Source organism: Telluria sp. ZT3P25 (assembly GCF_059685895.1).
Genome location: NZ_JCASIJ010000001.1, coordinates 2,041,588 through 2,060,324, shown reverse-complemented (window position 1 = coordinate 2,060,324; position 18,737 = coordinate 2,041,588). Strand labels below are relative to the sequence as shown.

18 protein-coding genes are annotated in these 18,737 nt (G+C 62.1%); 14 read left to right on the top strand and 4 right to left on the bottom strand.

What is annotated here, in order from left to right:
• Nucleotides 1–71: 71 nt before the first annotated feature.
• From AC56LY_RS09250 to AC56LY_RS09235, 4 genes are all read right to left on the bottom strand, one after another.
• Nucleotides 72–3,017 carry a TonB-dependent receptor gene (locus AC56LY_RS09250; protein ID WP_499578560.1) on the bottom strand — a complete coding sequence of 982 codons (2,946 nt, stop codon included), beginning with the start codon at nucleotides 3,015–3,017 and terminating at the stop codon, nucleotides 72–74.
• A gap of 157 nt (nucleotides 3,018–3,174) precedes the next feature.
• On the bottom strand, nucleotides 3,175–5,016 hold the full coding sequence (locus AC56LY_RS09245) for a glycoside hydrolase family 28 protein (protein WP_499578559.1): 1,842 nt from the start codon (nucleotides 5,014–5,016) through the stop codon (nucleotides 3,175–3,177).
• Between the two features lie 2 nt (nucleotides 5,017–5,018).
• Entirely contained in the window at nucleotides 5,019–6,239 is a 1,221-nt protein-coding gene (locus AC56LY_RS09240; RefSeq protein ID WP_499578557.1) for a DUF4861 family protein, read from the bottom strand.
• 15 nt (nucleotides 6,240–6,254) lie between these two features.
• Nucleotides 6,255–7,652, bottom strand: coding sequence for a glycoside hydrolase family 88/105 protein (locus tag AC56LY_RS09235; RefSeq protein WP_499578554.1), 1,398 nt, complete (start codon nucleotides 7,650–7,652; stop codon nucleotides 6,255–6,257).
• Nucleotides 7,653–7,851: 199 nt separating this feature from the next.
• Between AC56LY_RS09235 and AC56LY_RS09230 the strand changes: the two genes are divergently transcribed.
• The 14 genes from AC56LY_RS09230 to AC56LY_RS09165 all read left to right on the top strand — a co-directional run bounded on the left by AC56LY_RS09230 (nucleotide 7,852) and on the right by AC56LY_RS09165 (nucleotide 18,736).
• On the top strand, nucleotides 7,852–8,676 hold the full coding sequence (locus AC56LY_RS09230) for an NAD-dependent epimerase/dehydratase family protein (protein WP_499578552.1): 825 nt from the start codon (nucleotides 7,852–7,854) through the stop codon (nucleotides 8,674–8,676).
• A gap of 17 nt (nucleotides 8,677–8,693) precedes the next feature.
• Nucleotides 8,694–9,569 carry an aldose 1-epimerase gene (locus AC56LY_RS09225; RefSeq protein ID WP_499578550.1) on the top strand — a complete coding sequence of 292 codons (876 nt, stop codon included), beginning with the start codon at nucleotides 8,694–8,696 and terminating at the stop codon, nucleotides 9,567–9,569.
• Nucleotides 9,570–9,746: 177 nt separating this feature from the next.
• Nucleotides 9,747–10,754 (top strand): hypothetical protein, encoded by a 1,008-nt coding sequence (locus AC56LY_RS09220; protein WP_499578549.1) that lies wholly within the window; start codon nucleotides 9,747–9,749, stop codon nucleotides 10,752–10,754.
• 56 nt (nucleotides 10,755–10,810) lie between these two features.
• Nucleotides 10,811–11,662: a lysozyme inhibitor LprI family protein gene (locus AC56LY_RS09215; protein WP_499578547.1), complete on the top strand. Its 852-nt coding sequence runs from the start codon at nucleotides 10,811–10,813 to the stop codon at nucleotides 11,660–11,662.
• A gap of 158 nt (nucleotides 11,663–11,820) precedes the next feature.
• Nucleotides 11,821–12,135: a hypothetical protein gene (locus AC56LY_RS09210; RefSeq protein WP_499578545.1), complete on the top strand. Its 315-nt coding sequence runs from the start codon at nucleotides 11,821–11,823 to the stop codon at nucleotides 12,133–12,135.
• Nucleotides 12,136–12,288: 153 nt separating this feature from the next.
• A complete protein-coding gene (locus AC56LY_RS09205; RefSeq protein WP_499578543.1) occupies nucleotides 12,289–12,642 on the top strand; it encodes a hypothetical protein in 354 nt (117 codons plus the stop codon).
• Nucleotides 12,643–12,837: 195 nt separating this feature from the next.
• Nucleotides 12,838–13,134, top strand: a complete 297-nt coding sequence (locus tag AC56LY_RS09200; protein ID WP_499578541.1) for a DUF7660 family protein — start codon at nucleotides 12,838–12,840, stop codon at nucleotides 13,132–13,134.
• 165 nt (nucleotides 13,135–13,299) lie between these two features.
• On the top strand, nucleotides 13,300–13,665 hold the full coding sequence (locus tag AC56LY_RS09195) for an SMI1/KNR4 family protein (RefSeq protein WP_499578538.1): 366 nt from the start codon (nucleotides 13,300–13,302) through the stop codon (nucleotides 13,663–13,665).
• Nucleotides 13,596–13,817 carry an SMI1/KNR4 family protein gene (locus AC56LY_RS09190; RefSeq protein ID WP_499582002.1) on the top strand — a complete coding sequence of 74 codons (222 nt, stop codon included), beginning with the start codon at nucleotides 13,596–13,598 and terminating at the stop codon, nucleotides 13,815–13,817. Before AC56LY_RS09195 ends, AC56LY_RS09190 begins: the two co-directional genes overlap by 70 nt.
• A 208-nt stretch (nucleotides 13,818–14,025) precedes the next feature.
• On the top strand, nucleotides 14,026–14,241 hold the full coding sequence (locus AC56LY_RS09185) for a hypothetical protein (RefSeq protein WP_499578535.1): 216 nt from the start codon (nucleotides 14,026–14,028) through the stop codon (nucleotides 14,239–14,241).
• 158 nt (nucleotides 14,242–14,399) lie between these two features.
• A complete protein-coding gene (locus AC56LY_RS09180; protein WP_499578533.1) occupies nucleotides 14,400–14,729 on the top strand; it encodes a hypothetical protein in 330 nt (109 codons plus the stop codon).
• Nucleotides 14,730–14,810: 81 nt separating this feature from the next.
• Nucleotides 14,811–16,799, top strand: a complete 1,989-nt coding sequence (locus tag AC56LY_RS09175) for a TonB-dependent receptor (protein ID WP_499578531.1) — start codon at nucleotides 14,811–14,813, stop codon at nucleotides 16,797–16,799.
• Between the two features lie 280 nt (nucleotides 16,800–17,079).
• Entirely contained in the window at nucleotides 17,080–18,318 is a 1,239-nt protein-coding gene (locus tag AC56LY_RS09170; RefSeq protein ID WP_499578529.1) for a porin, read from the top strand.
• Nucleotides 18,319–18,328: 10 nt separating this feature from the next.
• Nucleotides 18,329–18,736, top strand: a complete 408-nt coding sequence (locus tag AC56LY_RS09165) for a hypothetical protein (protein ID WP_499578528.1) — start codon at nucleotides 18,329–18,331, stop codon at nucleotides 18,734–18,736.
• Nucleotide 18,737 lies beyond the last annotated feature (1 nt).

The following is an 18,737-nucleotide window of genomic DNA, read 5'->3' as shown; positions in this document are numbered from 1 at the left end:
CGGGGCATGCCGGACGCGGACGAAAAAAAGCCCGCGCAAGCGCGGGCCCAAGGACGCGAGGACGCGTTCGATCAGAACTTGTAACGCAGCCCGAACAGATATTCGCGGCCCGTGACGTTGTTGACGACGACGCTGTTGCGCGCCCGGCTGATGAACTGGTCGCTTTCTTCGTTGGTCAGGTTGACGCCTTCGAGCGTGAACTCGAGCTTGTCATTGACCTTGTACGAGAACGACAGGTCGACGTTGAGGGTTTCGTTCTTGCCTTCGACGTCGTTGTTGTTCTGGCCCGGCACGCGGGTCACGAAGCCCGAGCGCTGGGCGGCCGAGACACGCGCGCTGAACTTGCCGTCGTCATAGAACAGCGTGGCGTTCCATGCTTTCGGCGACAGGTTCAGCAGGTCGTCCGTGATGCGCGCGTCGCTGGTCGGCGAGACCAGGTATTCGATCTTCGACGAGACCCGGGTGTAGTTCAGCAGCGTGCCGAAGTTCTTGCCCCAGCCGGGCAGGAAGGTGAACGGCTGCTGGTAGTTGATCTCGAAGCCTTTCAGCTTGCCGCCGTCGGTATTGACCGGTGTGGTCAGCGCAAACACTTCTTCACCCGTGAAGTTCGCCGGCAGCAGCGACAGCGGCAGGCCCGAATCGCGGAACGCCACGTTGGTGCGCAGGCTCTGGATGTAGGTGTCGATGTTCTTTTGGAACAGGCCCACGCCGACGAACGCCTTGTTCTTGAAGTAGTACTCGAAGCTGGTGTCGAAGGTCTTGGCACGGAACGGCTTGAGGAACGGGTTACCCGTGTTGATCGACAGGTTGCCGGTGGTCGCGATGCTGCCGCCCGGCGACAGGAAGCCCAGCTGCGGGCGCGTCATGACCTTGGCGGCGCCGACGCGCACGATGAATTCGTCGGTGATGTTCGCGGCCAGGTTGAACGATGGCAGCGTGTCCTTGTAGTCGTGATCGACCGTGACGGCGGTCCCACCGCCGGCAGCCTGGTAGCCGGTCGTCGACAGGTCGGTCTTCACGTGGCGCACGCCGACGTTGCCGCGCACCGGGATATTCCACAGGTCATAGCGGAACTCGCCCATCAGGTACAGGCCATCGCTTTTTTCGGTGACCGAGCGGTTGTTGCCGCGCGCATTGCCGTTTTCGATCGACGACAGCCGGAAGTCGCCCGGACCGCCGGCAGGGCCGCTCTTGATGCAGTTGCAGTAGATGTCGTAGGCAGCGGCGATCGCCTGCAGATTCGGCACCACCCAGCCGGTTGCATTCCCGGCTGGCAGGCCGAGATTGCTGCCAAAGCCGGTCAGGTTATTCGTCAGCCCGCTGGCGCCTGATGGCGGCGCGAAGATCGTGTCGTTCTGGTTCACGCGCCGGAATTCGTAGGTGTCCGAGCTGTACTTCTTGCTGTTGACGCCGCCCTTGATCGTGAAGATGTCACTGGCTTCCCACGCCAGGTCGAACTGGCCGACGTTGTTGACGTTGTCGGTGCCTTGCGGACGGGTGCGGATTTCGCTGGTGGTCGTGTTGGCGACCGTCGACGGCTGGGTGCCGCTGGCCACCTGCGGTACGCCGACCAGGCCCAGGCGGTTGCCCATCGGGTCGAATGGATACCCGATGACCGGGCGGCGGTCGTCGTTGCGGAAGTCGAGCGTGTAGCCGTCGACATTGAGCGCGTCGAGCGTCACGGTGGTCTGCACCGGGTTGCGGAACTTCGAGTTGGCGCGGCCGTAGCGGGCGCTCATGCTCAGCGTGTCGGTAAGCTTGTGTTCGAGCGTCAGCGTCGGCTGCGTGAAGGTGGTTTTCAGTTCATCGAAGCGCTGCTCGGAGCGGATGTCGACGCCATTGTATTTGCCGTACAGCAGAGAGCCGTTCGGCGCGTACTCGGCCTGCACCACGCTCATTTGCGGCTTGCCGCCCTGACTGGCGCTGCGGCTGAACGAGGTCGCTTCCAGGAAGTCTTCCTGACGCGTGGCGTCGAGCTTCGAGTACAGCATGTCAAAGGTGAGCAGGGTGCCGCGCTGCGGCCGCCATTGCACCGACGCGGTCAGGCCCAGGCGATCCTGGTCGTGGGTCAGGCGGCCGTAGCGTGGCAGGCGCGGATGGAAGTTGTCCGGGCTGCTGGCGGCGTTGTAGGCGGCCAGGTTTTCCGGGGTGTTGGGCAGGCGCGCGACGCCCTGTGCGGCCGGGCCGCAGGTCGTCGCGGTCGAATTGGTCGGATTCGCAGCGGCGCCGCGCGGCGCGCACCAGCCGCCCGACGACGGGCCGTTGTCCCAGCGCACGGTGCTGAAACCGTCTTCCAGCACGCGCCGTTTCGAGAACGCGCCCGAGACCAGCACGCCAACCTTGCGGTCGAAGAACGTGTCCGAAATCATGAAGGCTGCGCGCGGATCGGTCTTCTCCGAGCCGTCGTTGTACTTGCCCTTGAGGGCCACCGTGGCGTTAAAGCCTTTCAGGTCGAACGGGCGCAGTGTCTGCAGGTCGACGGTGGCACCAAGCGAGCCTTCGTCGACGTCGGCCGATGAACTCTTGCGCACTGTCAGGGCGCTGAACAGTTCAGACGCAAACACGTTGAAGTCGAAGCCGCGGCCACGGTTGGTGCCGCCCGAGCTGTCGGTGCCGCCCGTGGTGGCGAGGCCCTCGATACCGTTGATGCGTACACGCGTAAAGTCCTGACCCAGACCGCGCACCGTGATCGAGCGGCCTTCACCCGCATCGCGGTCGATGACGACGCCAGGCACCCGCTGCAGCGATTCGGCCAGGTTCGTATCGGGGAACTTGCCCATGTCTTCCGACTTGATGACGTCGACAATGCCGTTTTCCTGGCGCTTGGCGTTCAGGGCGCTTTCGAGCGAGGCGCGCAGGCCCGTGACGACCACCGTTTGCGCTGCGCCGGTGCCGGTCGGTGACGCGGCCACTTCCTGCGCGAACGCGGGGCCGAGCGACATGGCGGATACCGAGGCCGTGCCGAGCAGGCACAGGGTGAGTTTGCGCAGCGATGCGCGGTGCGGGTGTTGGTTCATGCTGTCTCCATGCGTTTTTATCGGGGTGGACGCTGACGGGTCCACCGGCGCTGCATTTGTTTATCTGGTCAGGCCAGTTTTTAGATTCTATGACACAACTTCCAATTTTGGTCAGGCCAATTAAAAAATATTTTAATTTGGCCTGACCTGTTGCTAGTCAGGTCTTTTTATGCAGGACCTGCTTGTAGCGCTTGCCGCCGATGGTGACGTTGTCCAGCGTGATGTCCACGGCGTTGTGCATGAACCACGGTTGCGCGGTGTTGACGGGTGTGCCGAAGTCCGAGTCGCTGATGCGCACGCGCGCGATCGGCGGGATCGTCGTGCCTGGCTTGCCGTTGAAGCTTGACGCCACGGGGCCGAGCAGCACGAACGCCTGGTAGCAGGAGAACTGGCCCTTGCCCGTATCGACATTCTTCGTGCGGACGTTGCGAATGTCGATGTCCGATACCTGCGGCGGGCGATTACGCATCGTGTCGTCGCCCGGCACGTAATCGCAATCGATCGTGACGATGGCACCGGCGCCAGACGCGACCGGTTGCTTGATGTCGCGCGCGCCGGCCAGCGGCTTGTACAGGCCAGGTTCAAGCGCCACGCCATTGGGCAGCGTCACGTCGCGCACGTACAGATGGCGCAGAAAACCGCCGCGGTTCATGTTCGTCTTGAGCCGGATCGCCGTGTTCAGCGGATCGTCCTTCCAGTGCGTGTTGCGAAAATCGAGCTGTTGCGCGTAGACGTGCTCGATCCCGCCGGCCATCTCGCTGCCAAGCGTGACGCCGCCATGGCCGCTGTTCATCACGCAGTTCTGGATGACGATATTGCGCGTCGGACCATGCTGTGTGTCGCTGTTTTTGCCGGCCTTGATCGCGATGCAGTCGTCGCCATTGTTGAACTGGCACTCGTCGACCAGCACGCCGTCGCAGGCTTCCGGATCGAACCCGTCGCTGTTCGGACCCAGGCTTTCCATGTTCACGCGGCGGATCAGCAGGTCCTTGCAATCGACCGGGTGGTGCAGCCAGAACGGCGCCGCATTGACCTGGTAACCCTGCAGCAGCACCTTGCTGCAACCAATCAGCTCGATCATGCACGGGCGCAGAAAGTGGCCGTGGCCGAACACGCGCCGTTCGACCGGCACGCCGGCCTCGGACAGCGCTGGCAGATAGCGAGAGTCGGTCTGCCAGCGGTTTCCCTCGCCCTGGATGCTTGCCTGCAGGCCCGCGTCGATGCCGGGAACGATGCGGTCGAGTGGCGCATTGGCCGGATTGGCGGCAACCTCGGTGCGGCTGCGCTTGGGCTGGCCGGGCTGGGCGCGGCCCTTCCAGTCCCACCAGCATTCGGCTTGCTGCGCAAAGCCCGGCTCGAACGGCACGCCGCCCTGGCCATTGAGGATGCTGGTCCAGTCCTCGCCCGTCAGCGCGATATTCTGCTGGTCGATCGCATACACCATCGGCGAATAATTCAGGCAGTCGTTGCCCTGCCAGCGCGACAGCACCAGCTTGCCATTGGCGCCGCAATCATGCGCGCCGTGGCGCGCGTAGTGATCGGGGTTGGCCGAAAAATGCACGCGCGCGCCTGCGGCCAGGTGCACGTGGACGTTCGAGCTCAGCACGATCGGGCCGGCGCAATACCAGTCACCTTTCGGGATTACGACACGACCGCCGCCCTTGGCGTGGCAGGCGGCGATGGCGGCCGCGATGGCCGGATAGCTGTCCGGCGAGCCGGGCGCCGGCGTGTCGAGCACGCCATCGACGAGCGAGGCGATCTGGCCCCGCACCTGTACCATCGATGCCGGCTTGGCGCCATAGGCCGTGACGTCGAAGTCTTCCTTGCGAAATACCAGCGGCGTGGCAAAGCGGGCAATGATGTCGTTGGCGCGCTGCCACGGGTCAGGTGGCGTTACCGCTTTGCGGGCGGCGGGGGCAGCCGCGGTGACGCCGGAGAGCAGCAGCGATGCTGCCGGCACGGTGCGCAGCAGCGCGCGGCGTTTCGGGTGAAATGGCATGGTCAGTTTCCTTTGGTCGGTGCGATGGTCACGCGCACCGGGCTGGCGTCGCGCGCTGCGACGGTTGCCGCCTCGCGTTGCCACAGTTCGCGGCTGGTGATCTCGCCCGCGCGGCGCCAGGCACCGCCGGCGTAGTAGCGCAGCGGCGTGCCCGGCGTGGCTTTGGCCACGATCAGGTCATTAAGCGCATCCTGGGCAAAGCCTTCGGCCGCTGGCAGCACGACCGCGGTGCCGAAGGCATCGTTGGTTGACTGCTCGACCCACTGCAGCAGGACCTTGCCGTCGCGGGTAGTGGCGATTTTCGGGGACTGGCCCTTGTCGGCCGGCGTCTTGTTCAGGCCCACGGCCACCGTCAGCTGGCCGTCGCCGCTGGCGGTGAAGGTGCTGTCGATACGGTCAAACCATTGGCCAGCGTCGACCGTGAAGCGTTTGACTTCGCTGACCTCGCGCCCGCCGGCATCCCACGGCGCGTAATGCAGTTCGAACACCGTGCGGATCGGGCCATTGGCCAGGATCCTGAAGGTTGCGTAGTTCACGCCCGGGTACAAGGTCTCGCCGCTCCAGACACCGATGCCGCCGGCGCCGCGCGACTTGCCGACGTTGTACATGTCCATGCCTTCGCCCTGATCCTTGTGATAATGGTCGTGGCCCTTGTTGTACCAGCGGTCGACGATCGGATAATCGACACGCTTGAACCAGATATCCAGGCCGCTCGTCACCAGGACTTCCTTGACGACGCCGGGCGGCGCGGGCGCTGCCAGCGCCGGCCCGTAGGTGCGGTGGGCGATCTTGTCGTTTTCCCACGCGAAGTCGTCCAGCCGCTCGGGCACCTGACGCGCGAAGGTCTTGACCGGGAACGGCGGGGCGACGCCGTCGATGCGTTCGATGGTGAAGTTCGCGCTCTTCTCGCCAGCAGCGAAGCTGTGCTGGAACAGGAGTTCACCGTAGGCGACGCCTTCGTGCTTCGGGTCCTTCGCCTGCGGTGCGATATTCGTGACCTGATGCGGCAGCACGCGGCCACGCGCATCCTTCACCGCAATCTTCTGCACCATCGCGCCGGGCAGGGCGGCGTTCACGTCCTTCCACGGGATCGAGATGGTTTCGGAGGGGCGGGCGATTGCCAGGTCCTGCTGGACGGTCACGCGGATGCCGTCCGCATGGGCGTGCGCCAGCGGCGCGGCCACTGCGGGAATGAGCAGCGCGGCGAGTACGAGTCGGTTCATTATGTCACTCCAGGGTCAGTGGTGTTCGCGGTAGTCGGTCTGCCCACCCTTGGGCATGTAGTGGTAGGTGCGCACCTTGTGCTGCACTTCGAACGCGGGGTTCGTCACCAGGCGAATGATTTCGGCGCCGGCCAGCAGCATCGGGCCGTAGCCGTGCAGCGCATCCACGCTGGTCGGGCGGTGGTAGTAGTAGGCCATGTCGCCCGCCAGCGTCGTACCGACGCACGTGCCTTCGACCTGGCCCAGCGCCGTGATGCGGGTCGACAGCGCGTTCCAGCCGGTTTGCGCGATCGAGCCGTAGGTCGTCGGGCTGACCCAGCCCTCGTTGACGGCATGCGCGATCACATACGTGAAGATCGCGCTGGCGGACGTCTCGAGATACGAGTCGTTGCGGTCGATCATCTGGTGCCACAGGCCGCTGCCGCTTTGCAGTTCGGCGATACCCTTGAGCGATGCGCGCAGCTGCGCCAGCACTTTCGGGTAGCCAGGATGATCCTTCGGCAGCACGTCGAGCAGGTCGGACATCGCCAGCACCGCCCAGCCATTGGCGCGCGCCCAGTAGAAGCGCGGCGCATCCGGGTGGTTTGCATGCCAGCCGTGCGTGTACAGGCCAAGCTGCGGATTGAACATGCGGCTCGACATGCCCATCACGTTGTTGACCGCATCGTCGAAATAGGCGCGCTCGCCCGTCAGGCGGCCCATCTCGGCGAGCGCCGGGATGCTCATGTACATGTCGTCGGCCCACAGCGAGACTTCCTGCGGGCGCTTGCGGGCCATCGTACCGTCGTCCAGCCGGAACTGGCGCTTGGCGACCCAGTCGCTGCAGGTATCGATCATGGGTTTCAGATCCGGCCCGACCTTGGCGGCGCGCGCGCGCATCAGGGCCGCGCACATCGAGCCGGCGTCGTCGAGCGAGCGCGGGTCGAGAAAGCGCGAGAAGCTGTTGGCGCGTTCGAGCTTGAACTGCTGTTCCTGCGCGCGGAAATACGGTAGCGTTTCGGCAAAGAAGGCGAAGTGGCGCTTGGTCATCGCGGTAAAGCCGGGGTCCTTGGTGACCTGGGCCGCCTTGAGCAGGCCGGAATGGACCACACCCATCTCGTACACCTGGATCCCATAGTCACCGGCGCTCTTTTCGAAGACGGCGTCCGCACTCGGCTTGTTCAGGTCGGTGACCGGCTGCCCGGTGCGCTTGCTGACGATGCGGGTTGGCGTCGCGCGGTCCATGAAAGCGCGGATTGCCTGCAACTGGGCGGTGACCTCGGCCACCACCGGCTTTTTATACGGGATCGGGTAGGTGCCTTCGCCGGCGTCGCCCAGGTTCGTGTTGTCGGTATTGCGGTATTGACCCTGGGCCAGCGCGGGCGAGGATACCAATGCGCAGCCCAGCAGGGCGGCAACGAAGTGCAGTTTCATTTGTCTCCAATCGGCATCGTGATATTCACTGTTGTATTACCTGTGTTGCTCAAGTGCAGGTAACGCTCTTTTGGTCGGCTCATTCTAATTTGGTCTGACCAAAATCGCAAGCTGGACTAGCCACTTTTCGATGTTGTATGGCATACTTTCCCGGAACAAGGTCGCGGCAGAATTTAATAGAACACATGAGGAGACGGGCATGACCCAAGCAGTACAGAAAGTCGGCAAACCATTCAAACGCATCCTGCTGACCGGCGCGGCCGGTGGCCTGGGCAAGGTGCTGCGCGATCGCATCAAGCCGTGGGCCGACGTGGTGCGGCTGTCGGATGTCGTCGACATGGGCGACGCCCGTGAGGGTGAAGAGATCGTCCAGTGCGATCTGGCCGACAAGGACGAAGTCATCAAGCTGCTCGAGGGCGTGGACGCGGTGCTGCACTTCGGGGGCGTGTCCACCGAAAAGCCGTTCGAGCCGATCATGCAGGCCAATATCCTCGGTGTGGCCAACCTGTACGAGGCGCTGCATAAGGCCGGCACCAAGCGCGTGATCTTCGCCAGCTCGAACCACGCGATCGGCTACCACCGCACGACCGAGATGCTCGACGCGGATTCGCCGACGCGCCCGGACAGCTACTACGGCCTGTCGAAGGTATTCGGCGAGCAGATGTCGCGCTATTACTATGACCGCTTCGGCATCGAGACGGTCTGCGTGCGGATCGGTTCGAGCTTCCCGGAGCCGGCCAACAAGCGCATGATGAGCACCTATCTGTCGTATGACGACCTGACCGAGCTGTTGCGCTGCGCGCTGTTTGCGCCGCGCGTGGGCCACACGATCGTCTACGGCATGTCGGACAACGACAGCGTCTGGTGGGACAACCGCCTGGTCGCTCATCTGGGCTTCAAGCCGAAGGACAGCTCGCGCACCTTCGCGCATCTGTTCCCGGATACGGCCGAATTCCCGGCGCCGGACGATGTGACGACGATCTACCAGGGCGGCAAGTTCCTGCTCGACGGCCCGCAATACTGATGCCGGCGGCGCGCCCCATGCTGCAACGCCTCGTGCTGCAAAACCGCAGTCTGGCGGCCGTCATCGTGCCGCAGATCGGCGGCGGCCTCGCGCGCCTGGACTGGCTGCGTGGCGCGCAACCGGTGCCGCTGCTGCGTGGCCTGCCGCCCGATTTTACGGACGTGCCGCAACCGGGCCAGCTGGCCTGCTTCCCGCTGGTGCCGTGGTCGAACCGGATCGCACCAACGGGCTTCGAGTACGGCGGTCAGCGGTATGTGCCGACGCCGAACCGCCCGGGCGAGAAGGTCGCCATTCATGGCGATGGCTGGCAGCAGGCGTGGGATGTGCAGTCGCTGACCTTCGATTCCATCCTGCTGCGCCTGACGCGTCACGCGTTTGCGCCGCTCGCGTATGACGCCACGCTGCGCTACACGCTCGATGGCGACGCGCTGATCGTGGAACTCACGGTGCGCAATGCAGGCGCGGTGGCGCTGCCATTCGGCCTTGGCCTGCATCCGTGGTTGCCCGACCCGGGCGGCGCGCAGCTGCAGGCGCGGGCCGATGCGGTCTGGTTGTCGGGCCCTGACAAGCTGCCGTCGAGCCGGCGCGCTGTGCCGCCTGTGTGGGACTACCGCACATTCGAGCCGCTGCCGAAGGAGGCTGTCGACAATGCCTTCGCCGGCTGGGACGGCGTAGCGCGTGTGCGCTGGCCGGGGCGGGGCCTGGGTCTCTCGATCGAGGCGGCGATGGATTACTTCATCCTGTATGCGCCACCGGGCCGCGACTTCTTTTGCTTCGAGCCGGTCGACCATCCGATCAATGCCCACAATATGCCGGGCTATCCCGGCCTGACGGTGCTGGCGCCCGGCGCCAGTGTGAGCCGCTCGGTGGTCTTCCGGGGCGAGTCGCTTTGATGCGCTACGGTAGAAATCCGAGCTCGATCCCGGCGTGTTCTGACAAGGCCTTCATTGCACCCTGCACGACGCATTCAAGCACAGTGCATAGCGGCGCACGGATGCGGTCTCGCCCCCCCGGCAGTGGACGTACAATGATTAATTACTGATAACATTTTTCATTTGCGTGGTGGCTCGATGGACGATCTGAAGGAACACCCGGCTGCTGTGCCGGTTGCAGGGGAGGTTAGCGCCGCAGCGGTCCCGAGCGGGCGTCCACGCCGCCGCTGGCTGCGCGCGCTGCTGTATCTGTTGGCTGTGGTTGGTTTGCTGGCGCTGTTGACGCTCGCTTACGCCATCTACCGTCACAACACCACGCCGCCAGCGCCGGAGCGCGTTGTCATCGATGAAGCAACCGTCATCGATGATGTGATGGGCAAAGTCTACGGCAAATACTCGGCCGCGAAAAAAGGCTGGGTGTATGTCGACGACGAGGACGTCACCTACGTCATGCGGGTAGTGCAACAAGTCAAAATTCCCGATAACCTTGCTGGCGACGAGATGTATTTCGTCGCCAGCGGCGTCGCCGTCGACGGCACCGACCGTGCGCGCTACGGCGCATTCCACGTGCATCCCACCGAGCCGCGCGATGGCGATCTGACCGCGGCGAATCTGCAGGTGCAGTACAGTGCACGCGTTGCTGTGCAGCCCGAACAGGTCTATTTCGAGGCATTGAGCGAGAATCTGTGGGGCTGGGTGATCAAGACCCAGACCGGGAGCGATCCGAACCATTCGCCGGTCACGGTCACCAATAACGTGCTGGCACCGCACAAGGGCGGCGTTGCGATCCTGGCTGAATTCCCGGGATCGAGCGACTACATCCCCGCCCAGCCATGCGCCGAGGCCAAAGCTGCCTACGATGTGTACAACAGCACGACGCCGCCTGACCTGGGCAGCCACGGCGTCGATGAAGCCGAGATGGATATCGAGGAGCCCGAAGAGCCGCTGCGCTGCGACAAGCGGCGCTGGCGGTACCGGGTCGGCGTCGTCAACGGCACGATTCCGGCGCCAATCACGGTGACGCTGTCGGGCAGCCGGGACGGGCAGGCGGTCGAGGCGCGCAAGTGGAAGGTGATGTTCGATCCGAAGAGTTTCACCTACGTCGTCCCGAACGACCTTGCGCTGTCGACGCCGCCACCGGAGTGATCGCGTATCGCCCGTAACAGCTGCGCTTCACACCCTGTGCCGAACTTCGGAGATGTATGAACATCGGTTTCCATCAATTTCGTTGCCGCTGGCACGACTTGCTGTTATTCGCCCTTGCCAGCTGCTTGTTCTGGTGGGGCGATCATGCGCTGGCCTCCGACAACAAGAACGCTTGGGTACTCTCTTACAAAGGCAAATCGACCAACGCGTTCATTTGGGATAAACGCGCACATGGGCTGATCCGGGCGAGCGTTCCGACGCAACTTGCGAAAGACGTTATGGATGGGCTGAGCGGTCCGCCAGATCCGGTGCACGTCGTTGAGAACCGCTACGTGAGCGTCTCGGCTTGCGTCGCGCACGCATGCATGATGAAGGGCTTCTTCTGGATCGATGTACAAAGCGGGGCTGCGCTGGGGGCGGCTGTGGTTGACAACGCATTGCTGGTCGGATCGAAGGAGCTCTCCAGCACCGCTCTGCCAGCAACGGCACGTCAGGCGCTTTCGGCATGGCTGAGCGACAACGACATTGAACCAGGCAAGGTAGAATTCGTGAATGCGAATGGAGCGATCCACCCGCTTGCCCGTTCCGAATTCGGTCAGGCTGGCCGCTTCCGCCCGCGCCCACAAGGGCCGTCCTTCGATTGCACGCGGGCGAAAACCAGGATCGAGCTGGCAATCTGCAACGATCCAGGCCTGTCAAAACAGGATCTCGAGTTGGCCGCGCAAGTCAGACAGTTGCGGCAGGGGTTCGACACCGTTAGCGACCAGGACGCTGTGAGGGCATTCCAGCGAGACTGGCTGAAACGCCGGGACGCCACCTGCGCCGGGGCGGCGCAGGTAGCCGATTGCGTCGCACAGCAATACGGTCAGCAGCAGCAGCGTCTGATGAAATGGCTTCCGCCCCGTTAATGGAGAAGTGTTTCAGGGCAGTTCCGGTTCTCGTTCCGGTTGCTGGACTCCAAAAAGTTAGCTGAGCGGCAAATTATCCAGGCAAGCAGAGCACTGACGAACTGCGGGTTTCGGCCAGAAGCCGACTTCCACATGGTTTCAACCTCATTTACCTTTCCATGAATCTTTGCGATCTTGAAGAATCCGAAGTCCTGTCGATCTCTCCTGATCAGCAAGATCTCTGCTTCGAGATGGTGGTCCGTGCTGAGGGCGGAGCCCGGTATAAGCTGTCGGCGTGGAACACGGCCGGCGCTTGCCTACACGTCACGTTCGGCGCGCTCGATTTGCTGGCGTCACGCACGGACTCAAGCAACCGTCCTACCCTTGGCGAGCTCGAAGGCGTGTCTATGGTGGACAATATCTTGACGCTTGAAGGTGACTTTGGGGACGTTGTTATTCACAACGCCGCAGTATCGATCGAACAATTGACATAGCCGGTCGAAGTATGTCCGCAACTGGTCAATACCCGCCTGTCGCGGGAATCGCTAAACTGTCAACACGGCGACCTGCCATGCTAGGACCGAGCGGTTGAATTCAGGGCCAAGAGCGGACACTGGCGACGCGCTACCGACACACTAAGGAATCAAATGCACGGCTTCTCGGAAGATATAAAACTGGAAGGTGTCGTCGGATCAGAAATACAGCAGATTGGTCTCGGGCGGTACGACGTCCAATTTCTGTTCGGATCAGGAACCAAGATCTGCGTTCAAAGTCTGGTTGAGGTGTTTGAGGGCGATGAGCTAGTCGCTACCTGGGACGAAGAGCGAAATTGGACTACGACGGCGTTTCAAAAGCTCTTGAACGAGATGATCGAGAGTTACGCCGTGCTGTGCGAAGAGACCATGGAGATCAGGTTTCAGAATGGACTGCGGCTGCGCCTCCACGACAATTCTACCCAGTACGAGAGCCTTCAAATCTACCCCGCGTTTATCGTTATTTGAAGAATGAACGACCGCGTCTGGGCAGCAGTGGCCTGTTGCGACGCTCGACAACTTTACCCTGGTCGAAATAGACCGTCCGACAACAACACAACGTATGCTGGTCACGCCCGAGGGAGCTTGGTTTCAGGGAGTGCCGCCGGGCCAAGGCGCGGGTCCCAATCCATTCTGCATGCTACCTGATAGACTACCCATCTGATGAGTTCACAGCTTCGAGCAATTCTTGATTCAGTAAATGACGAGCAGTCCTTTCTCCGATTCTTGCAAGCGCTTGCAGAAGACTGGGAACACGGGCAGCAAAAGGAATTGGCAAACCCGAGTCCTCCCTATTGCCCTAGGGCTAATGGATGGGAGAACAATACGATCGGCGCCTATCTGGATGCAGCATTTCAATGGGGGGACTCGTCGTCCGATGGCATTGGATTCTACGAAAAGCCGAGCAACCCGTGGAAGCGCGCGGCGGAAATCCTTTATATGGGAAAACTATACGAATAGCCCAATCCGGCCACCTGCCTGGCCTCTCGACGTCCAATACGGGAGTCAACTGCTAGCGTTCACGGTCGTCGCCAGATTTTCAACTCAGCAACCTGTTGTGCGTGGGCGACTGGCTGGAACTGGCCTGGAGCGGACCCTCCGTAACATTCATCATCTGACAGAACCATGAGAAATTTGCCGCCGGATGTTTGGGAGCAGTCCGAATATTCGAGAAAAGAGTATGAAGCAGAACCCGTGACCGATAACCTTGTTTCAGCCGTCGAAGCGACGCTTGGATATCGGCTGCCATTGTCCTATGTTGCGTTGATGCAGACCCAGAACGGCGGGTTACCGACGCGAACGTGCCACGGTACGACGCAGCGGACATCGTGGGCGAACGATCATGTAGGCATCACTGGCATCTACGGAATTAGCGAGAGCAAGCCAAACGCGCTGTGTGGAGCACTTGGTAGCCAGTTTGGATTGATGAGTGGGGCTATCCGCCAATCGGCGTTTACTTTGCCGACTGCCCCTCTGATGGGCATGACATGATCTGTCTGGATTATTCGGTTGGCGGCCCTTCCGAAGAGCCGCGGGTCATTCATGTGGATCAAGAACTTGACTACCGAGTGACGGTGCTCGCCGATACGTTTGAAGAGTTCTTGCTTGGCCTTCAGCCAGCTGGGAATTTTTCGAGCGACTAAAACGATCGTTTGTAACTTTGGTGCCGCTGTGGACCGGCTCCTGCCTGTCGGGACAGTCGGTGATTTCTCCGGCTCGTCAACCAGCCAAGCTGCCCCAGCTGCCGGTTCCGGCCAAAGCAGACGTCCGCAATACCCATCAGCAGGCGGCTAAACCCAGGGAGCGCCATTGATAAGCAAAAAAAATGCGCCAGTCGAGTGGGCTGGGCTCATGTATGAGCTTGAAGATGCGCAGGAGCAGTTGACGGCGCTGATTTCTGAAATGAACGCGACCGACGACTATCACGAAGTCGATCTACGCATACAACTGGGCCACGTCTTCTCTCATTTGAACCGCGCTTGGCATCGCCGGAATAAACCCCTTGGCCTTGATCAAAAGGAGTGGCAGGAAGCTAGCCGGTTTCCATCCGACTTGGACCCGGTATAGGATGGGGCTACGACCGTTCGCTTCGGGGTGACGCCGGCGGACATTTTTGGCCGGCGCGGCGACGGCATGTCAACGCAACTGAACAGCAACCATGATGGTTGCTGTCGCAATCGACTCCCATCACGTAGAATGCGCGGGTCAACCGTCATTCGCCGCGCATGCCACGTTCCATTCTTCATTGCCTGCTATCGCTGTTATTGCTCGTCTCGCAGCAGATGGCGCTGGCGCATGGGCTGTCGCACTGGCATGGCACGCAGCAACGCCAGGGTGTGCAGCAGGCAGGTGGCCAGCCGGATGCACCTGCGCTGCAGGAGTTCTGCGCCGAATGCGCAGCCGGCGCCCAGCTCGATGTCGCGCTGCCGCTGCCGCAGTACATTGGTCATCTACCGCAACTGGCCGCATCCGGCCCACTGGCACTTGGCGCCGGGTGCGCGCACGTGCAGCCTGTACGCGCATGCCTTCCACGCGGTCCCCCTCGGGCGAACTGATTCGATCTGCAGTAATCGATGTACTGCCGTGGCGCCGCCATGGCAGTGCCGTTCGCACCCATTTTGCTCGAGGTTGTCACCATGAATATTCAACGCACGCTGCTTGCCAGCGCCATCCTGCTCGCCTGGAACATGCCGGCACAGGCCCAGTCGGTACGCAACGCCGATACCCAGCAGGTGATTGTCACTGCGTCACCGTTTCGCAACGGTGAAAACGACCAGATCCTGACCCCGGCGAAAGTACTGGCCGGCGATGAATTGCGCGACAAGGCCGGCAGCTCGCTCGGCGAGACGCTGTCGCAGGAACTCGGGGTGTCCGCCTCGGCCTTCGGCGCCGGTGCCTCGCGCCCCATCATTCGCGGCCTCGAAGGTTCGCGCGTGAAAATGCTTGAAAACGGCATGTCCGTGTCCGACGTGTCGGGCTTGTCGAACGATCACGCGGTATCGGCCGAGGGCGCGGTCGCGCGCCAGATCGAAATCCTGCGCGGCCCGGCCGCCTTGCTGTACGGCTCGGGCGCGATCGGTGGCCTGGTCAATGTTGTCAACGAGCGCATTCCGACGCACCTCGAAGCCACGCCGACCGGCCAGGTCGAGACCCGCTACAGCACCGGTGACAACGGCAAGAATGTGTCCGGCACCGCGGACGCCGCCAGCGGCAAGATCGCGCTGCACGTCGATGGCAACTGGCGCGATACAGACGACTATCGCATTCCCGACCGCCGGGTCCTGCAGGACGCCGACTCGGCGATGCGCCGCCTGCCGCATTCGGACACGCGCGAAAAGAACCTTGGCGCCGGCGCCTCGTGGGTCGACGATTGGGGTTATGCGGGTGTGTCGGCATCGCACCTGAGCAATCTGTACGGCATTCCGAGCGCCGAAGGTTCGCGCATCGACCAGAAACAGGACCGCTATGACTTTGACAGCATGCTCAAGCAACCGTTCAAAGGGATCGAATCACTGCGCTTCAAGGCTGGCTATACCGACTACGAGCACGCTGAACTGGGCGAGGACGGCCCCGAGGTGATCTTCAATAACCGCTCGCTGGAAACGCGGCTGGAGCTCACACATGAGGTCATTGCCGGCCTGCGCGGCACGATCGGTGCGCAGACCGAAAACACGCACTTCTCGGCGCTCAATGCCGAAGGCGGGCCGGACACGGTGCCGCTGACCCACTCCAAAACGACGGCCTTGTTCATGGTGGAAGAGGGGGAGGCCGGTCCGCTGCGCATGAGCGCTGGCGCGCGCTACGAAAACGTCAAGCGCGAGCCGGTGGGCGGCAGGCAGCGCACCTTCGATCTTGGCTCCGGCTCGCTGGGCGCCGCCTGGCCGTTCATGCCGGGCTACAGCGTCGGTGCAACGCTGTCGTACGCGCAGCGCGCGCCCGCGATCGAAGAACTGTACTCGGCCGGGCCGCACGATGCGACCGCCACCTTCGATATTGGCAATGCCGACTTCGACAAGGAAACCTCGCGCAACGTCGAACTCACGCTGCAGAAGAACACGGGCCTGGTGCGCTGGAAAACCAACCTGTTCCGCAACAATATCGACAACTACATTTTCGGCCGGATTGGCCGCGACCTCGTCGATGAGGACGGCAACCCGGGTGATGAACTGCGCACCCGCACGTTCGAGCAGCGCCGTGCCCGCATTCATGGCGCCGAAGCCGAGCTGACCTACAACCAGACCGGCGCTGGCTGGTCGGGGCGGCTGTTCGGCGATACCTCGCGCGGCGAGCTTGGCGATGGCGGTGGCAACCTGCCGCTGCAACCCGCGGACCGGATCGGCGCCAGCGTCGGCTACCGTGAGGGGGCTTGGCGCGGTGGCCTATCGCTGGTCCATGCGCGCGGGCAGGATCGCCTGGCCGCCAACGAAAACCAGGACACGCCGGCTTACAACCAGCTCGACGCCAACCTGTCGTACACGCAGCGCGTGCAGGGCCTGGATCTGACCTGGTTCGCACTGGCCAAGAATATCCTGAACGACGATATTCGCCTGTCGACGTCGGTGCTCAAGGACGTCGCACCGTTGCCAGGCAGGCGTGTGGTGTTGGGTGTCAGAACGGCATTCTGACCGACCGGTAGTGCATGGCAATACCAGGCTGCGGTAACCGGTCGCAGCCTGGTGTCATCTCTCGTGTTGGGGATCGATTGAAGTAATTGAATTGCAATAATGCGTTAGAAGTTCACAACAGAATCACACTTATCGAACAGATAAAGTGACTTTTTGTGAATTTTCGTTGCGGCAACAGTTTCTGCATGGATACAATTGCCTCAGCAAATGCGATGCGGCGCAGGTCATGTCGCCGTCTTTGCATTCAATAAACTATTTCAATTGTATTCCCCAGGAAATTATGAAAACACGTTTCATCGTGGTGGCACTCGCTTTGCCATTCGCCGTCGCATCCGCCTTTGCTCAAGATAGTAATGCTGTTCGTATCAGCGGTTTTGGTACCGGCGCCCTCACGTTTGCCGATACCGACCAGGCTGAATTTGCCCGTTCGAACCAGTCGTCGGGTGTCAAGAAGGATCCACGCACCGGCGTCGATTCGAACCTCGGCCTGCAGGCCGACTACACCGTCAACTCCTGGTTGTCGGTTACCGGCCAGGGCCTTGTACGCAAGGATGGCGAAGACAGCTTCGGCGCCGAACTGTCGTGGGCCTTCGTCAAGGCCAAGCTGTCGGACAACCTGAGCGTGCGCGTTGGTCGCATGGCCATGCCAGCGTTCATGATCTCGGAATACCGCAATGTCGGCTACGCCAACACCTTCCTGCGTCCGCCGCAGGAACTGTATTCGCAGATGCCAATCAATAACATCGACGGCGCCGACGTCACCTGGCAACAGCAGTACGGCGATACGACCGTCACGGCGCTGGCTGCCTATGGTCGCAGCGATTTCAAGACTGCGGGTGGTCCTACCGCCGAATCCCGCGACCAGTACGCGCTGAACCTGACGGCCGAACATGGCCCGTTCATCGTGCGCGTGGGTCGCAGCGGCACCAAACTGTCGTCAGAAAGCGCGCAGCTGGACGCCGCCGTGGTCACGTTCAACAACACGGCTGCCGCGTTCAATGTCCCGCAAGTGGCGGACATGGGCGTGCTTCTCAACACCAAGGACCGCAAGTACACGTTCACGTCGGCTGGTCTTTCCATGGACTGGAACAATATCGTCGTCCTGACCGAATACGCCAAGCGCAAGATGCCGGATTCGTTCCTGGGTTCGTCCAAGTCGTGGTACGTGATGGGTGGTTACCGCTTCGGCAAGTTCCTGCCGTACTACACCCGCGCCAAGATCATTTCGAAGGGCGTGACCAACACCATTCCTGCCAACTGCCCAGCTGGTGCCTCGTTCGCATGCGCACCAACGCTGGCGGCACTGTCGGGCCTGATGAACACGCTGACCACGGCCATCGATGGCACGAGCCAGACCACTGACAGCATCGGTGTGCGCTGGGACTTCATGACGTCGGCCGCGCTCAAGGTCCAGATCGATCGCATCAAGCCGCAAACCAACGGCCAGTTCATCAACGTCCAGCCTGGCTTCAAGGGCCCGGTGACCGTCGGCGCCGTCGCGCTTGACTTCGTGTTCTAAGGATTTACCAATGAATCAAATGTTCAAAGCCAGCGTGACCCTGAGCGTCCTGCTGCTCGCGCTGCCAGCCGCTGCCGAAGTCGTCGTCGTCGTCAATGCGAAAGCCGCCGAATCGTCGCTGACCAAGGACCAGGTGTCGCAGTTCTTCCTGGGTAAATCGACCGCCATGACCCCGGTTGACCAGGCCGAAAGCGCCCCGGCGCGCGCTGAGTTCTACAAGAAAGTGACGGACAAGGATCCTTCGCAGATCAAGGCCCTGTGGTCGAAGCTGGTCTTCACCGGCAAGGCCACGATGCCGAAGGAAGTCGGCGACAACGCCGGCGTCAAGAAAGCCGTTGCAGCCGACCCGAAAGCGATTGGCTATATCGACAAGAGCGCGGTCGACGCGTCGGTCAAAGTGGTCTATTCCGGTTCCTGAT

What these genes read in the sequence shown, in the direction of transcription:
- AC56LY_RS09250 (WP_499578560.1), bottom strand. Translation starts at nt 3,017, where the DNA reads ATGAACCAACACCCGCACCGCGCATCGCTGCGCAAACTCACCCTGTGC.
- AC56LY_RS09245 (WP_499578559.1), bottom strand. Translation starts at nt 5,016, where the DNA reads ATGCCATTTCACCCGAAACGCCGCGCGCTGCTGCGCACCGTGCCGGCA.
- AC56LY_RS09240 (WP_499578557.1), bottom strand. Translation starts at nt 6,239, where the DNA reads ATGAACCGACTCGTACTCGCCGCGCTGCTCATTCCCGCAGTGGCCGCG.
- AC56LY_RS09235 (WP_499578554.1), bottom strand. Translation starts at nt 7,652, where the DNA reads ATGAAACTGCACTTCGTTGCCGCCCTGCTGGGCTGCGCATTGGTATCC.
- AC56LY_RS09230 (WP_499578552.1), top strand. Translation starts at nt 7,852, where the DNA reads ATGACCCAAGCAGTACAGAAAGTCGGCAAACCATTCAAACGCATCCTG.
- AC56LY_RS09225 (WP_499578550.1), top strand. Translation starts at nt 8,694, where the DNA reads ATGCTGCAACGCCTCGTGCTGCAAAACCGCAGTCTGGCGGCCGTCATC.
- AC56LY_RS09220 (WP_499578549.1), top strand. Translation starts at nt 9,747, where the DNA reads ATGGACGATCTGAAGGAACACCCGGCTGCTGTGCCGGTTGCAGGGGAG.
- AC56LY_RS09215 (WP_499578547.1), top strand. Translation starts at nt 10,811, where the DNA reads ATGAACATCGGTTTCCATCAATTTCGTTGCCGCTGGCACGACTTGCTG.
- AC56LY_RS09210 (WP_499578545.1), top strand. Translation starts at nt 11,821, where the DNA reads ATGAATCTTTGCGATCTTGAAGAATCCGAAGTCCTGTCGATCTCTCCT.
- AC56LY_RS09205 (WP_499578543.1), top strand. Translation starts at nt 12,289, where the DNA reads ATGCACGGCTTCTCGGAAGATATAAAACTGGAAGGTGTCGTCGGATCA.
- AC56LY_RS09200 (WP_499578541.1), top strand. Translation starts at nt 12,838, where the DNA reads ATGAGTTCACAGCTTCGAGCAATTCTTGATTCAGTAAATGACGAGCAG.
- AC56LY_RS09195 (WP_499578538.1), top strand. Translation starts at nt 13,300, where the DNA reads ATGAGAAATTTGCCGCCGGATGTTTGGGAGCAGTCCGAATATTCGAGA.
- AC56LY_RS09185 (WP_499578535.1), top strand. Translation starts at nt 14,026, where the DNA reads ATGTATGAGCTTGAAGATGCGCAGGAGCAGTTGACGGCGCTGATTTCT.
- AC56LY_RS09180 (WP_499578533.1), top strand. Translation starts at nt 14,400, where the DNA reads ATGCCACGTTCCATTCTTCATTGCCTGCTATCGCTGTTATTGCTCGTC.
- AC56LY_RS09175 (WP_499578531.1), top strand. Translation starts at nt 14,811, where the DNA reads ATGAATATTCAACGCACGCTGCTTGCCAGCGCCATCCTGCTCGCCTGG.
- AC56LY_RS09170 (WP_499578529.1), top strand. Translation starts at nt 17,080, where the DNA reads ATGAAAACACGTTTCATCGTGGTGGCACTCGCTTTGCCATTCGCCGTC.
- AC56LY_RS09165 (WP_499578528.1), top strand. Translation starts at nt 18,329, where the DNA reads ATGAATCAAATGTTCAAAGCCAGCGTGACCCTGAGCGTCCTGCTGCTC.